The organism is Corynebacterium sp. ACRPQ, from assembly GCF_022347225.1.
GTDB lineage: Bacteria > Actinomycetota > Actinomycetes > Mycobacteriales > Mycobacteriaceae > Corynebacterium > Corynebacterium tuberculostearicum_D.
In genome coordinates this window covers 39797-59839 of sequence record NZ_JAKRNF010000009.1, presented here as the reverse complement: position 1 = coordinate 59839, position 20043 = coordinate 39797, and the positions used below count along the sequence as shown (strand labels likewise).

Below are 20043 nucleotides of genomic sequence, written 5' to 3'. Positions count from 1 at the left end.
ATGACCAATCCTTCACACATGGTTTGCCTTGGCGGCGGCCATGGACTTTATCAAACCCTTCTGTCCGCACGCTTTAGCGAGGCGACCGATATTTCTGCCATTGTTACGGTCGCGGATGATGGCGGTTCCTCTGGCCGTTTGCGCCGCGAGCTGGAAATCATTCCACCGGGTGACTTGCGCATGGCGCTGGCCGCCTTGGCTAATAGTGACCCAGTGGGGGACTTGTGGGCACGAACCTTGCAACACCGTTTCGGTGGCAATGGCGCGATGGCAGGGCATGCGGTGGGCAATCTGATGATTGCGGGATTGACGGGTGTGCTCGGCGATTATCAAGCTGCCCTGGATACCATCGCAGAACTTACTAATTCCCAGGGGCGAGTCTTCCCAGTAGTCAACCAGGCCTTAGAGATTGAAGCGGACGTAGCCGGGCTTGACGACGACCCCCGTGTCATGCGCCAGGTCCGCGGCCAGGTTGCCGTCGCTTCCACGCCGGGCCAGGTGCGTCGCGTGCGCATCGTGCCCGAACGGCCCGAAGCGAATCCTGATGCGCTCGATGCCATCCAGCGCGCGGACCTCATTACTATCGGCCCAGGCTCGTGGTTTAGCTCGGTATTGCCACATACTCTCGTGCCACAGGTAGTGGATGCGATTTCTGGTTCCGATGCGTTGCGCGTCGTCGTTTTGAACCTTTCGGCCGAGCCGGGCGAAACTCATGGCTTCTCCGCAGAGCGTCACTTGCATGTGCTCGCTCAACACGCCCCTGATCTGCGAATTGACCGCATTTTGGTGGACGAGACGGCTTTGCCTACCGATAGTGAGCGCGTCTATATTCAGCGCGCCGCGCAGTCCCTAGGCGCTCGCGCTACCTTCGCGGACGTGAGCCAAGTTGATGCCAATGGTCGCAGCATCAATAAGCATGACCCTGAAAAGCTGTCTACAGCACTTCTGGACCTATATTCGGACTATCGCAGCACTAGTGATTAGAACTGGTACCTACTCTTCAGGCTTTCGTGCGGCCGCTCGCGCTCGACCGACTGCGCGGCGACCAAGCGTGCGCGGTATGATGTCAGAAATCCTTTCACCGCACTGGGCTGGGAGCGATGGCTCTAGCCCCGGTATGCGTACTTTGTGACTGTGAGAATAGAAATGGGGCGAACTAGGTGACCACACCATTGACCGACCAGGTCAAAGAAGAATTGACGGCTGTCGTTGTGCCACGCCAGTCCGCTCGCGCTGCCGAACTCGCGGCGATGTTGCGATTCGCCGGCGAGCTAGATATTTCCGGCGACAGCATGTCCTATGAGTTAGAGCTAGAAAGCCACGCCATTGCGCGGCGCTTCATGAACGCTCTTGATGACCTCTATGGGATCACTGCCGATAGCCATGTCGCCGGCCCGGCAGGAACCACCAAGAAGACTCGCGTAACGGTTCGCATCTCCACCGGCGCGAAAGAGCTGACCCGTCGGCTGGGCCTTATCACCCGCTCCGGCCATGCAGTAGTGGGGCTGCCGCCGCAGGTCATCTCCGGCACCGTGGCCGATAGCGAAGCAGCATGGCGCGGAGCCTTCCTTGCCCATGGCAGCCTCACGGAGCCAGGCCGCTCTTCCGCGCTGGAAGTTACCTGCCCGTGCCAAGAGGCTGCGTTGGCCTTGGTGGGCTGCGCCCGCCGCCTTGGTATCTCTGCGAAGACCAAGGAGACTCGCGGTGAAGATCGCGTCGTTGTACGCGATGGTGATGCTATCGGGGCGCTTCTTACGCGTATGGGTGCTCAGGAGACTCGATTAAGCTGGGAAAAGAAGCGAGTTAAGCGGGAGGCGCACGATACGTCTCGGCGCTTGGACAATTTTGATGACGCCAATCTTCGGCGTTCTGCACGCGCCGCGGTTACCGCGGCAGCGCGCGTTGACCGCGCCATGGAGATCTTAGGCGACGATGTTCCTGAGCACCTGGCAGACGCAGGCCGCTTGCGAGTTCAGCACCGCGAGGCTTCGCTCGAAGAGTTGGGCCGCTTGGCCGAGCCTCCTATGACCAAGGATGCAGTAGCTGGGCGTATTCGCCGCTTGCTGTCGATGGCCGATAAACGAGCCGAGGAGCTTGATATCCCCGACACCAACCAAGCGATTACAGATGACCTCTTCAACGAATCCTGACGCTCGGAATCACCTTCATTAAAAGAACTCCCCGCAGTGCGGATGCCAAAGCGGTAGGCGCAGCTGCGGGGAGATTTTTAGTGCCTTCTGGCTAGCAGGTGCGCAACCGGCTAGCCAGAAGCGTTAAAGAATTAGGGAACCAGGAACCCTAGGACGTTGGTCATCAAGAACACGATGACACAGACAAAAGCCAGGAAGGCCACGGAGTAGCCCACTACGTTCTTCAGGATGACAGATTCCTTGCCCTCCATATTGACGGCGGTAGCCGCAATTGCAAGGGACTGCGGGGAGATCATCTTGCCCACGACGCCGCCTGCGGTATTGGCCGCGAGCATGAGGTCAGGGTTTACGCCAATTCGTTCTGCCGCTGCTACCTGCAGGTTGGCAAAGAGGGCATTAGCAGACGTATCGGAGCCAGTAACCGCGGTACCAATCCAGCCCAGGACTGGGGCGAAGAGCGCAAAGATGCTGCCGGCAGAAGAGACGAACTCACCAATAGCAATAGTCTGGCCGGAGTAGTTCATCGTATAGGCCAAGGCCAGCACCAGGATGATGGTAAGAGCCGAGAACTTCATGCGGCTGACGACGTCCCCAAAGGCGCTTACCGGCTGTCCAAAGCCTAGGCTGTAGCGGCCATTTTCATTGAAGAAGTGGTAGACAACCGCAACGATAATGCCCGAGAGCAGCAGGAGCGTACCTGGGTTGCCAAAGACATTGAAACTGAAGCTGGTATCCATGAGGTTACCGTCGGCGTCGACAATCGCGTCATCAAGCAAAGGCCAGGCAAAGTGGATCTTGAGGAATCCGAAGATGGCGGGGGCTGCGGTTGCCACAGCAAAGACAACGGTTACTACCGCGTAGGGAAGCAGCGCCATCCAGATACGGCGCCCGTTGAGGTCGGTGGTGGACTCGGCGGCAGGCAGCTCGAGACGCTCGCGCAACTCCTTGACGCCCTTCGGCTTCCATACCCGGAGGAAGGCGAAAGCACAGCCCAAGGAGACGATGCAGGCGATGACGTTGGTGAGCTGGTACGCAAAGAAGGTCGCGGACAGCCACTGAGCCAACGCGAAGGAAACGCCAATCACGGCAGCTGCTGGGGCAGTTTCCTTAACACCGCGGATGCCGTCCAAGATAAAGGCGATGAGGAATGGCACGATAGCGGCGATGAGCAGCACCTGCAAGGAGATAAGTGCTGCAATGTCCTGGGTCTGCTCGGCGCTGCGACCGGCTACCTCGCCAGCAGTGGTTACCGGGATGCCAACCGCGCCAAAGGCAACCGGAGCGGTATTAGCAATCAGAACTACTGTTGCCGCGCGCAGTGGCTTCACGCCAAGGGCCATGATCATGGTTGCGGTAATGGCCACGGGGGCGCCGAAGCCAGCGAGGGCCTCCAACAAACCGCCAAAACAGAAGGCGATGAGGATAGCCTGAATGCGAATATCGCCATCACCCAAAAGGTCAAAGGTCTTGCGCAGATCCTCGAAGCGCCCGGAGGCTACGGTGATTTCATAGAACCAGATTGCGGTAATGATGACCCAGACAATGGGCAGGAGACCGAATAGCCCGCCGCGTACGGCGGAGGACAAAGCCATATCTACCGGCATGGAGAAGCCGGCGATGGCAATAATGAGGGATACTGCCAGGGCAACGGCGCCAGAAGTATGCGCGCGTGCCTTTACGCCTAGCAGCATGATAAAGAATGCAATGAGCGGGAGAATCGCCACCAGGGCGGTAAGCCCGAGGCTGTCACCCACAGCAGAGGTATTTATTTCGAACAAGAGACGTCCTTGATTTCTACGGTGGTCTTGCCCGTAGGAAACTACGGGCACCTGAAAGCATTCTCACGGTGACCAACGGTGGCGCTAGAGCAGGCAGGGTTGCCTTAAACGCTTTGTGAGCCAGTGAGTAAGGAAAGCATATCGTGCGGTGGGCGTCATGGAAACAATACGGTCGTCTTGTTTGGTGTTAGCGGGAGCATTTCTCAATGTCCGATCGGACAGAGGTGGGTGTAACCCCTGAAGTGTAACAGTGGTATATCTCACGATAACGGTGTAAACCCAACACAAACCCACGTGTTCGGGCCTATCCAGCTGGTTTGTATGTGGGAAATAAAAAGGATCGGAAAGAGTGTACGCGCTTTTGGAAAATCTGTCATCCACTAGTTCTCAAGGCCGCTGGGAGCCTGCGCTGACAAAAAACGCTCGGTAGTATCGGCAATGTAAGGGAAAACGCTCGGGCGCTTCTCAAACACAGACTTCATTGAAGGACCCGCGCTAATGCCCGTACACACATTTACTCGACTCTTTGAGGAGAAATACAGTGACTATCCGCGTAGGTATCAATGGCTTTGGCCGCATCGGCCGTAACTTTTTCCGTGCAGTCGCTCAGGGTGACAACAACCTCGAAGTTGTTGCAGTAAACGACCTGACCGACAACGGCTCGCTGGCTAACCTGCTGAAGTACGACTCCGTACTGGGCCGCTTCGATGGCGAAATTACTCACGACGATGAGTCCATTACTGTTAACGGCCACCGCATCGTGGTAACCGCAGAGAAGGACCCGAAGCAGCTCAAGTGGGGCGAGTACAACGTAGACCTCGTTATCGAGTCCACCGGCCGCTTCACCAACGGCAACGATGCCAAGGCTCACCTCGAGGCTGGCGCCAAGAAGGTCATCATCTCCGCTCCGGGCAAGGAAGTAGACGCAACCTTCGTCTATGGCGTCAACTCTGACACCTATGATCCGGCAAATCACAACGTCATCTCCGCGGCATCCTGCACCACCAACTGCCTGGCACCGATGGCAAAGGTTCTCAATGACAAGTTCGGCATTGAAAAGGGCCTGATGACCACCGTTCACGCTTATACCGGCGACCAGCGCATCCAGGACGCTCCGCACAAGGATCCGCGCCGCGCCCGTGCCGCTGCAGTAAACATGGTGCCTACCTCCACTGGCGCTGCTAAGGCCGTATCCCTGGTTCTGCCTGAGCTGGACGGCAAGCTGGATGGTTACGCAATGCGCGTTCCGGTTATCACCGGCTCCGCTACCGACCTGACCTTCACCGCTTCCCGCGATGTCACCGCCGAGGAAATCAACGCCGCCCTGAAGGAAGCTGCTGAGGGCGAGCTCAAGGACACCCTCGCATACACCGAGGATCCGCTGGTTTCCACCGACATTGTTACCTCCCCGCACGGCTGCATTTTCGACTCCGGCATGACCAAGGTTTCCAACGGCAACCTGGTCAAGGTTCTGGGCTGGTACGACAACGAGTGGGGCTACACCTCCCAGCTCGTTCGCCTGACCAACCTGGTGGCAGACAAGCTCTAAACTAGAGCTCTAGCAATGAGGAACCGGCCTGATGCAAGCCTTAACGGCGCCGCGTCGCGGCCGGTATTCTTATATCTATAGCCTTTTGACCCGTCCGAATTATTTAAGGAGTAAATAATGGCTTTCCAGACACTTGACGATCTTCTCAAGGAGGGCGTCGAATCCCGCCACGTCCTCGTCCGCTCTGACTTCAATGTTCCACTTGATGAAGAGGGAAACATTACCGATCCCGGACGTATTAACGCTTCTCTTCCGACCATCAAGGCACTGGTAGAAGGTGGCGCAAAGGTCATTCTTTCCGCACACCTGGGTCGTCCAAAGGGTGAGGTAAACTCTAAGTTCTCTTTGGCTCCAGTAGCTGAAGCGCTGTCTGAGGCGCTTGACCAGTACGTTGCCCTAGCCGGCGACGTCACCGGAGAAGACGCTCATGAGCGTGCCAACGGCCTCAACGATGGTGACGTGATGTTGGTAGAAAACGTCCGCTTCGACCCTCGTGAGACCTCCAAGGACGAGGCTGAGCGCGGCCAGTTCGCTGACGAGCTCGTTGCTCTGGCAGCCGATAACGGCGCTTTTGTTTCTGATGGCTTTGGCGTTGTTCACCGTGCGCAGGCATCTGTGTATGACGTCGCTAAGCGCCTGCCGGCTTACGCAGGCAAGCTCGTAGAAAAGGAACTGTCGGTTCTGTCCACGGTAGCTAAGGAGCCGGAGCACCCGTACGTGGTCGTCCTCGGCGGCGCCAAGGTTTCGGACAAGCTCGGCGTGATTGAAGCACTGGCCGGCAAGGCAGACAAGGTCATCATTGGTGGCGGCATGTGCTACACCCTGCTGGCTGCCAAGGGCTACAACGTGCAAGAGTCCCTGCTGCAAGAAGATCAGATCGAAAACTGCAAGGACCTGCTCAAGCGCTTTGGCGACAAGCTGGTGCTTCCGGTTGATCTGATTGCTGCAAGCAAGTTCGCAGCGGATGCAGAGACCCAGGTGGTCGAGCTCGATGGCATTCCTGAGGGCTGGATGTCCCTGGATATTGGACCAAAGTCCGTGGAAAAGTTTGCAGATGTTCTTGCTTCTTCCAAGACCGTCTTTTGGAATGGCCCAATGGGCGTATTCGAAATGGAAGCTTTCTCCAAGGGCACTGCTGGTGTAGCGCAGGCTATTATCGACGCCACCGCAAACAACGGTTCCTTCTCCGTCGTCGGTGGCGGCGACTCCGCTGCCTCCGTGCGCATGCTTGGCTTGGACGAGGACGGCTTTAGCCACATCTCCACCGGTGGCGGCGCCTCCCTCGAGTACCTCGAGGGCAAGGAACTTCCGGGCGTATCTGTCCTGGAAGCCTAAAACTGCCTGATCAACTTGCCAAAAAGAGAGGAAAAATTCATGGCACGCACCCCACTTATTGCAGGTAATTGGAAGATGAACCTCGACCACGTCGAGGCCATCGGCTCCGTTCAAAAGTTCGCCTTCTCCCTGCCAAAGGACTATTACGAGAAGGTCGACGTGGCCTACATGGTCCCGTTTACTGATATTCGCACCATCCAAACGTTGGTAGAGGGCGACAAGCTGCAGGTCACCTACGGTGCGCAGGACATCTCTAAGCACGAGTCCGGCGCATTCACTGGTGAAGTATCTGGCAAGATGCTGGCCAAGCTCGGCTGCAGCTGGGTGGTCGTGGGCCACTCGGAGCGCCGTCAGTACCACGGCGAGACCGATAAGCTCGTTGCAGAGAAGGCAGCCGCAGCATTGGACAATGGCATCAGCCCCATCGTGTGCGTAGGCGAGCCGTTGGCTGTACGCGAGGCCGGTACCCACGTGGACTACGTGGTTAACCAGACCCGCAATTCTTTGGCTGGCCTGAGCGCAGACCAGCTTGCCAAGACCGTTATCGCCTACGAGCCAGTGTGGGCGATTGGCACCGGCAAGGTTGCCTCCGCAGACGATGCCCAGGAAGTCTGCGCCGCCATCCGCGAGCTCGTAAAGGAGCTCGCAGGTGAGGAAGTTGCTGCAGGTATTCGCATTCTCTACGGTGGTTCCGTCAAGGTTGATTCCGTTGCAGAGATTGTCAGCAAGCCTGACGTCGACGGCGGCCTCATTGGTGGCGCTTCCTTGGTCGGCGAGGAGTTTGCCAAGTTGGCTGCTAACGCAGCTAATGCTCTGAGCTAACAGGAGTTATCACCTGTCACAGGTTCGCGCTAAGGCGCGGGTTGGAATGGTTCCAGCCCGCGCCATCGTGTACAGTGGGCCGGTGTGATTACTTCGCTGTACGCGAAGCCTAAAAGTACGATTCCGCGCTAGCGGGTGGCGAGAGTTACCCGCAGGGCGCACGTTAGAAATAAGGATTATCCTCATGGTCTTGGCACTGGAAATCATTTTGGTCATCGCAGCTATTTTGATGTCCATCTTCGTGCTGCTGCACAAGGGCAAAGGTGGCGGCCTGTCCAGCCTCTTCGGCGGCGGCGTGCAGTCTAACCTTTCCGGCTCGACCGTCGTGGAAAAGAACTTGGACCGTTACACCGTGGTGATGGTAATTATCTGGCTTGCGTGCATCGTAGGCCTCAACCTCATCCAGGCATTCGCTTAAGCTACCAGCTGGAATAGCGAAAGCGCCGGTATCGGCTTCCAACCTCTTGGTTCCCTGTGGGAACTGGCGGTGGGGAAGCGGTACCGGCGCTTTTTGTGTGGCGCCGAGCCACAAGTTCAGCTCGGCTGCGCGCTAGGCGGCCGTGCCTAGAGCTCGGATGCGGCGTCATCGGCAAGGAAGAGGATGGTTTCTTCCTTACCGTGCGCGCCTGCAGCCGGCCATTCTTCGGGCTCAGCGCCTTCAACGACGTGCTTGGCAGCTTCCGCCTTGGCCTCGCCTGCAACAAGAAGCCAAATACGAGCAGACTTGTTTACCGCGGGAAGAGTAAGGGTAATGCGCTCGCTCGGCGGCTTGGGAGAGTCATGAACGGGAACAGCTAGCTCTTCTTGTTCCCGAACCGCCTCAGAATGGGGGAACAAGGAATTGATATGGCCCTCTTCGCCCATTCCCAGCAGATGCAGGTCGAATCCGTTCGGGGCGAATTCCTTTAGCTCTGGCTCATACGCACTCGCTGCGGCTTCCATGGACACCGCACCTAGATCAAAACCGTGAATATTCTGGTCCGGAATATCTACGTGGTTGAGCAGGGCACTGCGTGCTTGACCCTCATTAGAATCTGCGTCAGAGACGGGCACATTACGCTCGTCGCCGAAAAAGACGTGAACGCGCGACCAATCGATGCGCTGGGCTGGAAAGTCCTCGCCTTGCTGCTGTGCCGCGAAATCCAAACGGGCCAGCTCGTGAAGAACGCCAATTCCAGCGCCGCCGCCGGTTAGGACAACTCGCGCGACCCCATCGTGGTGGAGCCCGCCACCGGCGGCTTGGATACGCGCTACGGTATCCACGAATTTCAGCGCGGCCTGGGAGATAAGGTCATCCACATCGCTTACGCGGTGAAGAGTTACCATGAGGTATCGCTATCCTTTGCAAAGAATCAGAGTTAAGCCGTTTTACTGCTTACTGTAGTCTACTTGGGCTAGCGCACGGAGCGCTTGCGCATAAGTCTTATCGGCATCCAGATGGCGCAATTCTTCAGAGAGAACCTCAGCTTGGGAGCGCTTGCTAAGGCTCACCAGGGAATCCGGGGAACCTGGAACGCACACACGCACCGTGCGCTCGTCGACGACATCTACGTCGACGTGGCTCGTTTCCCGGTTAAACCGCAAGTGGGTCACTGGGAAGTGCGGCTCCTGAGAGTCGGTCACTGTGCGGTGGACGGGGACTGCCAGACGATCGAGGAGCCATCCGGCCGCGAAGTCTGGAGCTGGGTGGCCCGCAGGGCCCGCTACCTCGACGGACTGCACCGGCTCGTGAGGATGGCGGTCCAATGCGGAGGCCACGACGCCGCGCCACAAAGTGATGGCGGCCCAGGACATATCGGAATCGCCCGGCGTGTAACCGGCGGATAAGGTGCGCAGATCTTCGCCAGTGACGCGTCCGTCATAGGCAACGTTGGTGATGCGGCGTTGAGCCAATTTACCCACCGAGCTGGAAGCTGGGTCAGGCGGGCACAAGGTAGGCCACCAGGCGACCAAAGGGGTGTCGGGAAGCAGCAGTGGAGTAACGACTGCCTCGTCCTGATTTGCCAAAGCGCCGTGCAACTTCATGATGACCATCTCAGAAGCACCCGCTTCACCGCCCACGCGAAGCTGCGCATCTAGGTGGGTATCTGCCTGCGGGTCGCCCGTCACGACGACCAGAACGCGCGACGGGTGCTCATGGGAGGCATCGCGCACGGAGGCCAGGATGTTTTCCAGATCATCGTCCTCGCGGGCAGCCACGATGAGGGTGAGTACTCGGCCGGTAGTAAGGGTGTAATGCTCTTGGGCCTCTACTAGCTTTTTGGAGATTTCACGAGTAGTGGTGTTGGGCAATGGAATAATCATTGTCTGCGTCCCTCCTATGGGCGGCGCCAGGAGTGCCCCCGGCGGCGCAACATTCTATCGGCGGATTCTGGGCCCCACGTGCCAGCGCGGTATTCCTCCGGTTGGCCTGCTTCGGACCAGTAATCGATAATGGGATCCAAAATTGACCAGGAAAGTTCCACCTCTTCGTTGGTGGGGAAGAGCGAAGACTCATCGAGCAGGGCATCCAAAATCAGGCGCTCGTATGCTTCCGGAGATTCCTCGGTAAAGGCCTCAGCATAAGCAAAGTCCATATTGACGTCGCGGACCTCCATGGTGGAGCCGGGCACCTTGGAACCAAAGCGCATGGTGACGCCTTCATCCGGCTGCACGCGGATGACTACGGCGTTTCGTCCCAGCGCATCGGTCTGGCCGTCAACGAATGGTTGATTTGGCGCTGCCTTGAATACCAGCGCAATCTCGGTCACGCGGCGGCCCAAGCGCTTGCCCGTGCGCAGGTAGAAAGGCACTCCTCCCCAGCGGCGGGAGTTCACTTCCAAGGTGCAGGCTGCATAGGTCTCCGTCGTGGACTCCGGATCGAAGCCTTCCTCTTCGCGCAGGCCCTTGACAAATTCGGAGCCTTGCCAGCCGGCGGAGTACTGGCCGCGAGCAGTGGTCTTATTTAGCGGGTGCACGGCGTGAGTAGCGCGTAGCACCTTGACCTTTTCTGCCTGCAGGGCCTCGGGCTCGAAGGAGGAGGGTTCTTCCATTGCAACTAGAGCCAAAAGCTGCAGCAGGTGGTTCTGGATGACATCGCGAGCTGCACCGATGCCGTCATAGTATCCGGCACGGCCGCCCAAGCCAATATCTTCGGCCATGGTGATTTGGACGTGATCGATGTAGTGGGCGTTCCACATGGGCTCGAAAATCTGATTGGCAAAGCGCAAAGCCATGATGTTTTGCACCGTTTCCTTGCCCAGATAATGGTCGATGCGGAATACCGCGGACTCAGGGAAGACGGCGTTGACAATCTCATTGAGCTTGCGGGCAGACTCTTGATCGTGGCCGAAAGGCTTTTCAATGATTACTCGGCGCCACGAGTCCTCGACGGAGTTGGCCATGCCCACCCGCTCCAGCTGGTGGCAGATATTGGAGAAGAATTCCGGTGGAACCGAAAGGTAGTATGCCCAGTTGCTGCCGGTGCCGCGCTCGCGATCTAGCTCGCCCAAACGCGCCGAGAGGCGATCGAATCCAGCATCGTCGAAAGAGCCTTGTACAAATTCGATGCCCTGGGATAGATGCTGCCAGACATCTTCATTGAACTCGGTACGTGAGCCAGCGATGACGGCTGAGCGAACGTAGTCACAGAATGCGACCTTGTCCCAGTCGCGGCGACCATAACCCACAAGGGTAAAGCCAGCGGGGAGGAGGCCACGGCTCGCTAGGTCGTAGATTGCGGGCAGTAGCTTTTTATATGCTAGGTCACCGGTAACGCCGAAGATGACCATGCCCGCGGGTCCTGCGATTCGCGGCAATCGCTTGTCGCTGGCATTGCGCAAGGGGTTGACCCAAGCGGCTGAGTCGGTCACGAAGAATCCTTCCTGAGTTTATGGGCTTTAAGCTCGCTAATATTCTAGCGGCAGAATGCCCCGCCGAATTCTCGGCGGGGCACAAGTCACACGGCTAGTTTACGCGAGTCGCTCCTCAATGGAAGCAAGCAGTTCCTCCCACGCGGCGACAAACTTATCGACGCCCTCGCGCTCCAGCACTGCAAAGACATCATCGAAATCAATGCCGACCTCTTCTAGCTGGGCAAAGACGCCTTCTGCAGCCTCGCGGCTATCAGACAGGGCATCGCCGTGAAGGTTGCCCTCAGAGAGAACCGCATCGATGGTCTTTTCCGGCATGGTGTTTACCGTGTGCGGGCCAGCCAGCTCCGATACGTACAAGGTGGCTGGGTACTCCGGATTCTTTACGCCGGTAGAAGCCCACAGTGGACGCTGGAGGTGGGCGCCTTCGGGCAAGTCGGCGTCGTCAAGCAAGGCGTCCTGGAAGAGGGCATAGGCGCGCTGCGCATTGGCGACGCCCGCCTTGCCCCGCAGTGCCAGAGCAATCTCGCTGCCAATGGCTTCCAAGCGCTTATCTACTTCGGTATCCAAACGGGAAACAAAGAAGGAAGCCACGGAGTGAATGGTAGAGACGTCCTTGCCTGCTTCGGCGGCACGCTTGAGGCCAGTACGGAAAGCCTCAATGACATCGCGGTAGCGATCCACGGAGAAAATAAGAGTGACGTTGACGCTGATTCCCTCTGCTAGGGCATCTTCGATGGCTGGGAGGGATGCGGTGGTGGCCGGAATCTTGATCATGACATTGGGACGATCAACCTTGGACCAGAGCTCACGCGCCTGTTCAAGGGTGGCGTTAGCGTCATCAGAAATGCGCGGGTCGACCTCGATGGACACGCGGCCATCTGCGCCGTTGGTAGAGGAGTAGATATCTGCAAAGAGGTCGCAGGCATTCTTGACGTCCTCAATAGCCAATGCGTACACCGCCTCATCCGCGGAAGCCTTGGCTTCCTTCAACGTGGAAAGCTCGGCGTCGTAGGCGGTGCCGTTGGTCATCGCTGCGGCGAAAATAGCCGGGTTGGTGGTAACTCCCACGATGGACTTCGTGGAAATTATCTCCTCGAGATTGCCCGATACTAGGCGCTCGCGAGAAAGGTCATCGAGCCAGGTTGAGGTTCCCAGCTGGGCAAGTTCGGAAATGTGGTTCATGATTACTCCTTATCCAGTCGTGGGGGTTTACTTCTTCGCGGCGGCGAGCGATTCCTGCGCCGCTTCAACAACCGCTGCGGTGGTGAAGCCAAAGTTCTCAAAGAGCTCGCCCGCAGGAGCGGAGGCGCCGTAGTGCTCGATGGAAATGGTCCGGCCGAAAGAACCGGTGTACTTGTGCCACGGCATAGCGATGCCGGCTTCGATGGACACGCGGGCCTGCACTTCGCTAGGCAGCACGGACTCGCGGTATGCGTCATCCTGCTCATCAAACCACTCAAGGCACGGTGCGGAGACAACGCGGGTGGCTGTTCCGGCGGCCTCCAGTTCCTTAGCGGCGGCGACGGCAAGCTGCACCTCAGAGCCGGTAGCGAGGAGGATTACGTCTGGCGTTTCCTTGGATGCTTCCACCAGAACATAAGCGCCGCGGCGCACGCCATCATGTGCCTTTTCCTTGGTGCCTTCCAGTACTGGCAGTCCCTGGCGGCTCAGTGCCAGGCCCTTTGGTGCGGCCTTGTACTCGAGCGCTGCGGCCCATGCCTGTGCAGTTTCGTTGGCATCGGCCGGGCGAATAACGGACAGGTTCGGGATGGCGCGAAGGGCAGAAAGGGTCTCTACCGGCTGGTGGGTTGGGCCGTCCTCGCCCAAGCCGATGGAGTCGTGGGTCCAGACATAGTAGGTATCGGTAGACATCAACGAGCCCAAGCGCACAGCGGGGTACTGGTACTCGGAGAAAATAAGGAAGGTGCCGCCATAAACGCGGGTATTGCCGTGCAGAGCAATACCGTTCATGATCGCAGACATCGCGTGCTCGCGAATGCCGAAGTGGAGGTTGCGGCCATACGGCTGAGCCGACCACATATCGGTGGTAATGGCTGCGGGGCCGAAGGAGTCCGCGCCCTTAATCACGGTGTTATTGGAGCCGGCAAGATCAGCAGAGCCACCCCACATTTCAGGAAGGGAAGCAGCCAAGGCCTGGATGGTGGCCTCAGAAGCCTTGCGGGTGGCCAAGGACTCGCCCGGTTCCCACACCGGCAATTCAGCGTCGAAATCTTGCGGCAATTCGCGCGCCTGCATTCGGTCAAAGAGTGCCTTGTTCTCCGGATTAGCTGCAGCCCATTCGTCGAACTTGTTCTGCCACGCGGCGTGCTTTTCGGCGCCGCGCTCACGCAGCTTGCGGGTGTGTGCAATGACTTCGTCGTCGATATGGAAGCTGCGTTCCGGATCGAAGCCTAAGACCTCCTTAGTGGCAGCTACCTCGTCATCGCCCAGTGCAGCGCCATGAACGCCGCCGGTATTCATCTTATTCGGGGCCGGGTAGCCAATGACGGTCTTCACGCGGATGAAGGACGGGCGCTCGGTCTCTGCCTGGGCTGCCTTGACGGCCTCCTCAATGGCTACGACGTCTTCGCCGGATTCGACCGTTTGGACGTGCCAGCCGTAGGCCTTGTAGCGGGCGACCACGTCTTCGTTGAAGGCAATATTCGTATCGTCCTCAATAGAGATGCGGTTATCGTCCCAGAAGACAATCAAGTTGCCCAGCTTTTGCGTACCCGCCAGGGAAGAAGCCTCAGCGGTAACGCCCTCCTGCAGGTCACCATCGGAAGCAATGGTGTAGACGTAGTGGTCGAAGGGAGACTCGCCGGCCGGTGCCTCTGGATCGAAAAGGCCGCGCTCTTTCCGTGCCGCCATGGCCATGCCAACGGAGGAAGCAAGGCCTTGGCCAAGGGGGCCAGTGGTGATTTCCACGCCATCGGTATGGTGCACCTCAGGGTGTCCAGGCGTGCGCGATCCCCAGGTGCGCAGCTGCTGGAGATCGTCCATCTCCAAGCCAAAGCCGCCCAGGTAGAGCTGGATGTACTGGGTGAGGGAAGAGTGACCAACCGATAGAACGAAGCGGTCGCGGCCGGCCCAGTGCACATCGGCGGGATCATGGTTAATGACGCGCTGATACAAGGTGTAGGCGAGGGGAGCAAGGGACATTGCGGTGCCTGGGTGGCCGGAACCGCATTTTTGTACAGCATCTGCGGCTAGTACTCGCACGGTGTCGACGGCGCGGGTGTCAAACTCCGACCAATCCTCCGGGTAACGGCGCTCGACCATAGTTTGGAGTTCTGGGGACAACTTATCTTTCGACACTGGAAAGCCTCGCTTACGTCTAGGCAAAAAGTACTTAACTTTATTCAGTCTAGTAATTTTTTAACCGGCGGTGCGCAATTATAGAAAGCTAGGCATAAACGGTATGCTGGCATGGCTAAGTGGAGTGCGCGTCGGCGCTAGAGCGCGCACCGAATCTAGCGGCCATAGGCCTGTTGTCTTTCACCCCTGCGCCGAAAACTGTGAGTGAGAGAACTGGAACTTTTTCACGGGCATGTGCGACCGCTAGGGGTGACCGCGCGCAGTAAGTGTGCGGGGCACAGTTCACCAACGTTCAGATAGTGGAGGAATCCCTTGGAGACCATCAAGGCCTATTTTGCGCTAACGAAGCCGAGGATCATTGAACTCCTCCTCGTGGCCGCAATCCCGGCGATGCTCCAAGCGCAACGCGGCGTGGAGGCCGTTTCAGACAATATCTGGCTTATCGTGTCGACCATTTTTGGCGGTTGGATGGGCGCTGCCGCTGCCCACACGTTTAATAACGTCGTGGACTACGAGCTGGATCAAAAAATGCAGCGCACGAGGGCCCGCCCGTTGGTAAGGGCCAAGATTACTAAGCGAAACGCGGCAATTTTCGCCTGGGTAATGCTCATCATCTCCGTCCTATGGTTGGGCGTCCTTGCCCATTCCTGGCTGGCGGCCTTCTTCGTGGTTTTGACGAACTTCTTCTACGTCTTCGTCTACACCAAGTTTTTGAAGATGCGCAATGCTCAAAATATTGTCTGGGGCGGTTTGGCAGGCTGCATGCCGGCGATGGTCGGCTGGGCGGTTATCCGGGATAACGCTCCTGCTGGAGAGCCTGACCGCTGGTGGCAGGCAATCGTGCTCTTCCTCATCATCTTCTTCTGGACTCCGCCACACACGTGGGCGCTGGCCATGAAGTACAAGGAAGACTACCGCAAGGCCGGCGTGCCGATGCTGCCCGTAGTGGCTGATGAGAAGGAAGTCACTCGACAGATCGTGTGGTATACCGTGGGCACGGTTATCGTGACCCTACTTATCGTCCCCGCTGCATCGTGGATTTACTTGGTCGCAGCACTTGCCTCCGGCGCGGTATTCCTGTGGATGGCTATCCGCCTGCACAAGGGAGTCAAGAACGGCGCCAAGGTGAAGCCGATGCGCCTGTTCATTTACTCCAATAACTATCTGTCAGTGCTCTTTATCGGGTTGTCCATCGACGCAGTATTGGGCTGGGAGCCACTAGGCCGGATGCTCGGCTGGTCAGCCACGTTATTCTAATTGTGCCCAAATACCTAGGATAAGAAGGCGAATGCGCGGGAAGGCAAATGCTTTCCCGCGCTTTTGGCGTTTGTGGGTGGGTTTAGGCTTTATCGCCAGCTTGGACGCGCAGCACGATCGAACCGGTAGTCTTGCGCTCTTGGAGATCGCGGTGGGCCGCAGCGGCATCTTCCAGTGGATAAGATGCCGTGACGTTGAAGCTCAGATCGCCGTCGATAACAGCTTGGACGACCGCCTGGGCACGCATTTGGAACTCGCCTTCTTGGGCTGTCCATGCGCCGATGGAAGGCCGGGTGAGGAAGATAGACCCATGCTTGTTCAGCAGCTGCGGGTCGATAGGCTCAACTGGGCCAGAGGCAGCGCCGAAGAGCGCGACGGTGCCACGGGGGCGTACTGCTTCGAGTGACTCGTGGAAGGTAGCCTTGCCGACGCCGTCATAAACCACGTCGACCCCCTTATCACCGTTGTAGCGACGGACCTGCTCGGCGAGTCCTTCGCCATAGCGAAATACCTTATCCGCACCGGCTGCGTAGGAGAGTTCTTCCTTTTCGTCCGTGGAGACCACCGTATAAACGGTAGCGCCGAGCGACGATGCCATTTGGGTGAGGATCTGGCCGACACCGCCGGCGCCGGCGGTAATCAGGCAGGAAGCACCTTCACCCAGTTGATAAACGCCATGCGCCAAGTAGTGTGCGGTAATGCCTTGCAGCAGCATAGAGGCAGCGACTTCTGGCTGGAAATCATCCGGGACCGCCACTAGTCCCTCTCGTGGGACGCAGACCTGCTCCGCATAGGAGCCAAAAGCCTGGTTCCAGGCCACCATAGTGCCTTCGGCAATCTCCCCTTTGGGGTCGTGGACTACGCGCCCGGTGCCTTCGAATCCGGGAATGAACGGGGTGGCCGCGTTATAAATACCCTCACGATAATAGGTATCGATGTAATTGACGCCAGCCATGATGACGTCCACCAATACCTCATCGTCATTAGGGGTGGGGGCGGGAACTTCGGTATAGCGAAGTACTTCTGGTCCGCCGGTTTCTGTGACCTGAATTGCGTGCATATAGCCAGGCTAGCGCAAAAAGCCGGCCGAGTGCAGTACCTCGGCCGGCCGTGAGCGTTATGGGTTAAGCGTTCGCGCGCTCCCGTTCGAGAGAGGCTTGGCGCGCCGCGTACTTTTCATCGCCGCTGGGGGAGCCGGTGATGAGATCCGCGGTGCCGTCGGTGCGGCGTACACCGTGTGCCCATAGCAGGGCGGTATACGCGGTGACGAAGGAGGAGAGGCCAATATGGAAGGGGACAGTCCAGCGCGGAATGCTCATGTAGAACTGGTAAACGCCTACTGCCCACTGAATGAGGATGCATACAACGAGGACCCAGCCAGCCTTCTTAGCGTCTTGAGGTGCGCGGTTCTTGTAAAGCAGGAAGACGGTAATAACCGTAAGCGTCAGGTAGACGTACATGCACATGGCGTGGGTGACGGCCATGGCTTCGGTATCTACCTGCAGGCGGCCTTCCATTCCCACCCCGGAGTCGCCAGAGTGAACGCCCGAACCGGTAACCATCGTGCCGGTGATGAGCACAATGCTCAGGGCAACGGTAGCGACCGCTGCAAGGAGGCGAATCGCTTGAGGGAAGCGAACGCGTGGCGTTCCGTCATCGGGTTCCACAATGCGGGAATAAAGCATTGCCGCCAGCCATACCAAGAGCATCGAAGGTAGGAAGTGCAGCGCCACGGACCACCACCGGAGGTCTAGGTGGACAGAGATACCGCCGATGATCGCCTGCAGTACGATGCCAGCGACGTTGAGCCATGCGTACACCTTGAGCTCTGCACGGCGACGCGCCATGCGCATGGCAATGACGGCGGCGACAGCCGCTGCGGTCACGACGAAAGTAAGCAGGCGGTTACCAAACTCGATGGCCTGGTGGAGAGCAGGCGCAGCGCCTTCCATAGGGACAAGGGAGCCTGGTTGGCATTCCGGCCAGGTGGGACAACCCAATCCCGAGCCGGTCACGCGGACAATGGAACCAGACACGGTGATGCCACCCTGGCACAAGAGGAGGATGAGCGCGATGAGGCGCTGCTGTTGCAGTGTAGGGGCGGCTTCCTTAAAGAAGCGCTTGATCTTCGTCCAGTAATTCACGCATAGCATCCTACTAGTCGGGAGATTTCGGGCATAAAAATTCCTCTCGTTTCGAGAGGAACCGGACAAAAGTCACATTTAGCCATCGAAGCGGAACCAACGGACCGCAGCGAACGACGCCACCGCAAGCCACGCCAACAAGGACAGGAGCTCGAGGCCGGGGAAGGTGGAATTAGAGGCGTCGGTAAGCGCGCCTGCTAGGGCGACGGTCGGCACCGCGTTGAGGATGCCGTTATCGCCCAGCCCCTGGGAGTAGAGGGTCCATCCGACTACGCCGAGGAGCAGGAACCAGATGAGATTGGCCAGTGCGAGTACCACCTCAGAGCTGAGGGTGCCGCCGAGCAGCAGCCCCATGGCGGTAAAAGCCGCAACGCCAAAAAATAGCGAAAGAATCATGAGCAGCACCCCGCCCAGGCTGATGCGGAGGCCCAGGATATAGGCAGCTATGCCCAAAACGAGGATTTGGAATACCACCATGGTGAGCACGCCGAGGATTTTGCCGCCAATAATGGCCCATGCGGGCACACCGGACGCGCCGGTGCGTTTAAGGGCCCCGTAGCGCCGGTCAAAGGCAAGTGAAATGGCCTGACCGGTAAAGCCTGCGGAGGTGGCCGCTACTGCAAGCACCATGGGAAAGACTTCGTGCAAGCCATGTCCGGTGAGCGACTCTAGGTGGGCCGCGCCAATGAGCAGGGCCAGCGGGATGATGACGCTGAGCAATTGCTGTTCGCCGTGGCGCAGCATGAGTTTTGCTTCCATCTTTCCTTGCGCGAGCAACATGGCGCCGGCGCTAGCCCGTTTGGGGGCCGGGGTAAAGGTTCCAATGTTAAATGTAGTGCTCATGTGGTGGTTTCTTTCCGCAACGCAGTTGATTGAATTCGATCCTGGCGGAGGACGCAGCTAGCTGCGCAAATGGCGCCCGGTAAGGTCAAGGAAGACCTCCTCTAAGTTGCGGTGGGCTGCGTCTAAGCGCCGCAGCAGGACTCCTTGGCGGGCGAGTTCGGCGCTCAGCGCGGCAATCGTCTCGGGAGTGCCGGCCTGGGTCAAGCGGTAATGCAGCGGCCGGGATTTGGTTGCTCGAATTCCAGCCTCAGCCAAAGCTTCCATATCAACATCGATATCGGTGCTGAAACTAAGCCCTGCCGAGTCCGACTGGGCGGTAAGTTCCGCGGGGGTGCCGTGGGCTACAAGCTCGCCATGATCCATGATTGCCACTCGGTCCGCTAGTGACTCCGCTTCATCCATGAGGTGGGTGGTAAGAACAATGGTGACGCCATCGCGCCTCAGGGCCCGAACAAGGTCCCAGACCGCCAAACGGGATTGTGCATCCATGCCAGCGGTGGGCTCATCGAGAAAAACTAGCTCGGGCCGACCGATGATTGCTAGGGCGAGGGAAAGCCGTTGCTGCTGCCCGCCGGAGAGTCTGCGATAGGGAGTCCGGGCTACTCCATCAAGCCCGAGCGTTTCCAGTAGCCAGTGCGGGGAGAGGGGATGGGCGCTGTAGCTAGCGGAAAGTTCTAGCATTTCCAGAACACGGATGCCGGAGTAGGAACCACCACCCTGCAACATGATGCCGACCTTTTCGCGCACCTTGTCCGGTGCGGAACTCGGGTCGAGTCCTAGGACGTCGATTGTGCCGCTGGTGGGGTGGATAAAACCCTCTGACATCTCAATCGTTGTGGACTTTCCGGCGCCATTGGGGCCAAGGAGGCAAAAGACCTCACCTGTGGCAACGCTAAGGCTTAGACCGTTAACGGCGGTGGTGGGGCCAAATTTCTTCACCACGTTGTCCACGGTGAGGGCTGGGCGATCGGCTGAAATGGAATTCACGTGGGA

17 protein-coding genes are annotated in these 20043 nt (G+C 58.4%); 7 read left to right on the top strand and 10 right to left on the bottom strand.

What is annotated here, in order from left to right:
- Window positions 1-984 carry a uridine diphosphate-N-acetylglucosamine-binding protein YvcK gene (gene yvcK / locus MHY24_RS06900; RefSeq protein ID WP_239228819.1) on the top strand — a complete coding sequence of 328 codons (984 nt, stop codon included), beginning with the start codon at window positions 1-3 and terminating at the stop codon, window positions 982-984.
- A 176-nt stretch (window positions 985-1160) separates the two neighbouring features.
- A complete protein-coding gene (gene whiA, locus MHY24_RS06895; RefSeq protein ID WP_239228818.1) occupies window positions 1161-2150 on the top strand; it encodes a DNA-binding protein WhiA in 990 nt (329 codons plus the stop codon).
- A 131-nt stretch (window positions 2151-2281) separates the two neighbouring features.
- On the opposite strand, the gene MHY24_RS06890 is transcribed toward whiA, so the two are convergent.
- On the bottom strand, window positions 2282-3928 hold the full coding sequence (locus MHY24_RS06890; protein ID WP_239228817.1) for an L-lactate permease: 1647 nt from the start codon (window positions 3926-3928) through the stop codon (window positions 2282-2284).
- A 541-nt stretch (window positions 3929-4469) separates the two neighbouring features.
- Between MHY24_RS06890 and gap the strand changes: the two genes are divergently transcribed.
- The 4 genes from gap (at window position 4470) to secG (ending at window position 8052) form a co-directional block, all read left to right on the top strand.
- Entirely contained in the window at window positions 4470-5477 is a 1008-nt protein-coding gene (gene gap / locus MHY24_RS06885; protein WP_049378190.1) for a type I glyceraldehyde-3-phosphate dehydrogenase, read from the top strand.
- A gap of 117 nt (window positions 5478-5594) precedes the next feature.
- Entirely contained in the window at window positions 5595-6812 is a 1218-nt protein-coding gene (gene pgk / locus MHY24_RS06880; RefSeq protein ID WP_239228816.1) for a phosphoglycerate kinase, read from the top strand.
- Between the two features lie 39 nt (window positions 6813-6851).
- Window positions 6852-7634, top strand: a complete 783-nt coding sequence (gene tpiA, locus MHY24_RS06875) for a triose-phosphate isomerase (RefSeq protein WP_005328415.1) — start codon at window positions 6852-6854, stop codon at window positions 7632-7634.
- A 184-nt stretch (window positions 7635-7818) separates the two neighbouring features.
- Entirely contained in the window at window positions 7819-8052 is a 234-nt protein-coding gene (gene secG / locus MHY24_RS06870; protein WP_005324856.1) for a preprotein translocase subunit SecG, read from the top strand.
- A gap of 146 nt (window positions 8053-8198) precedes the next feature.
- On the opposite strand, the gene pgl is transcribed toward secG, so the two are convergent.
- The 5 genes from pgl to tkt all read right to left on the bottom strand — a co-directional run bounded on the left by pgl (window position 8199) and on the right by tkt (window position 14770).
- Window positions 8199-8960, bottom strand: coding sequence for a 6-phosphogluconolactonase (pgl, locus tag MHY24_RS06865; RefSeq protein ID WP_204608980.1), 762 nt, complete (start codon window positions 8958-8960; stop codon window positions 8199-8201).
- Window positions 8961-9002: 42 nt separating this feature from the next.
- Window positions 9003-9938 carry a glucose-6-phosphate dehydrogenase assembly protein OpcA gene (locus MHY24_RS06860; RefSeq protein ID WP_239228815.1) on the bottom strand — a complete coding sequence of 312 codons (936 nt, stop codon included), beginning with the start codon at window positions 9936-9938 and terminating at the stop codon, window positions 9003-9005.
- Window positions 9939-9952: 14 nt separating this feature from the next.
- Window positions 9953-11485 carry a glucose-6-phosphate dehydrogenase gene (gene zwf, locus MHY24_RS06855; RefSeq protein ID WP_239228814.1) on the bottom strand — a complete coding sequence of 511 codons (1533 nt, stop codon included), beginning with the start codon at window positions 11483-11485 and terminating at the stop codon, window positions 9953-9955.
- Between the two features lie 99 nt (window positions 11486-11584).
- On the bottom strand, window positions 11585-12670 hold the full coding sequence (gene tal, locus MHY24_RS06850) for a transaldolase (RefSeq protein WP_239228813.1): 1086 nt from the start codon (window positions 12668-12670) through the stop codon (window positions 11585-11587).
- Between the two features lie 27 nt (window positions 12671-12697).
- The gene (tkt, locus tag MHY24_RS06845) at window positions 12698-14770 is read right to left on the bottom strand and encodes a transketolase (protein WP_239228851.1); all 2073 of its coding nucleotides are present in this window, start codon (window positions 14768-14770) and stop codon (window positions 12698-12700) included.
- A gap of 348 nt (window positions 14771-15118) precedes the next feature.
- Between tkt and MHY24_RS06840 the strand changes: the two genes are divergently transcribed.
- Window positions 15119-16063, top strand: a complete 945-nt coding sequence (locus MHY24_RS06840) for a heme o synthase (RefSeq protein ID WP_204608987.1) — start codon at window positions 15119-15121, stop codon at window positions 16061-16063.
- 82 nt (window positions 16064-16145) lie between these two features.
- Here the strand turns inward: MHY24_RS06840 and MHY24_RS06835 are convergent, their stop codons facing one another.
- From MHY24_RS06835 to MHY24_RS06820, 4 genes are all read right to left on the bottom strand, one after another.
- Complete coding sequence (locus MHY24_RS06835; protein WP_239228812.1) at window positions 16146-17123, bottom strand: quinone oxidoreductase; 978 nt, start codon at window positions 17121-17123, stop codon at window positions 16146-16148.
- Window positions 17124-17187: 64 nt separating this feature from the next.
- Window positions 17188-18216, bottom strand: coding sequence for a heme A synthase (locus MHY24_RS06830; RefSeq protein ID WP_239228811.1), 1029 nt, complete (start codon window positions 18214-18216; stop codon window positions 17188-17190).
- A gap of 69 nt (window positions 18217-18285) precedes the next feature.
- On the bottom strand, window positions 18286-19050 hold the full coding sequence (locus tag MHY24_RS06825; RefSeq protein ID WP_239228810.1) for an ABC transporter permease: 765 nt from the start codon (window positions 19048-19050) through the stop codon (window positions 18286-18288).
- 57 nt (window positions 19051-19107) lie between these two features.
- Window positions 19108-20037, bottom strand: a complete 930-nt coding sequence (locus tag MHY24_RS06820; protein WP_239228809.1) for an ABC transporter ATP-binding protein — start codon at window positions 20035-20037, stop codon at window positions 19108-19110.
- Window positions 20038-20043: the final 6 nt, after the last annotated feature.

What these genes read in the sequence shown, in the direction of transcription:
- yvcK (WP_239228819.1), top strand. Translation starts at nt 1, where the DNA reads ATGACCAATCCTTCACACATGGTTTGCCTTGGCGGCGGCCATGGACTT.
- pgk (WP_239228816.1), top strand. Translation starts at nt 5,595, where the DNA reads ATGGCTTTCCAGACACTTGACGATCTTCTCAAGGAGGGCGTCGAATCC.
- tpiA (WP_005328415.1), top strand. Translation starts at nt 6,852, where the DNA reads ATGGCACGCACCCCACTTATTGCAGGTAATTGGAAGATGAACCTCGAC.
- secG (WP_005324856.1), top strand. Translation starts at nt 7,819, where the DNA reads ATGGTCTTGGCACTGGAAATCATTTTGGTCATCGCAGCTATTTTGATG.
- pgl (WP_204608980.1), bottom strand. Translation starts at nt 8,960, where the DNA reads ATGGTAACTCTTCACCGCGTAAGCGATGTGGATGACCTTATCTCCCAG.
- MHY24_RS06860 (WP_239228815.1), bottom strand. Translation starts at nt 9,938, where the DNA reads ATGATTATTCCATTGCCCAACACCACTACTCGTGAAATCTCCAAAAAG.
- tal (WP_239228813.1), bottom strand. Translation starts at nt 12,670, where the DNA reads ATGAACCACATTTCCGAACTTGCCCAGCTGGGAACCTCAACCTGGCTC.
- tkt (WP_239228851.1), bottom strand. Translation starts at nt 14,770, where the DNA reads ATGGTCGAGCGCCGTTACCCGGAGGATTGGTCGGAGTTTGACACCCGC.
- MHY24_RS06835 (WP_239228812.1), bottom strand. Translation starts at nt 17,123, where the DNA reads ATGCACGCAATTCAGGTCACAGAAACCGGCGGACCAGAAGTACTTCGC.
- MHY24_RS06830 (WP_239228811.1), bottom strand. Translation starts at nt 18,216, where the DNA reads ATGCTATGCGTGAATTACTGGACGAAGATCAAGCGCTTCTTTAAGGAA.
- MHY24_RS06825 (WP_239228810.1), bottom strand. Translation starts at nt 19,050, where the DNA reads ATGAGCACTACATTTAACATTGGAACCTTTACCCCGGCCCCCAAACGG.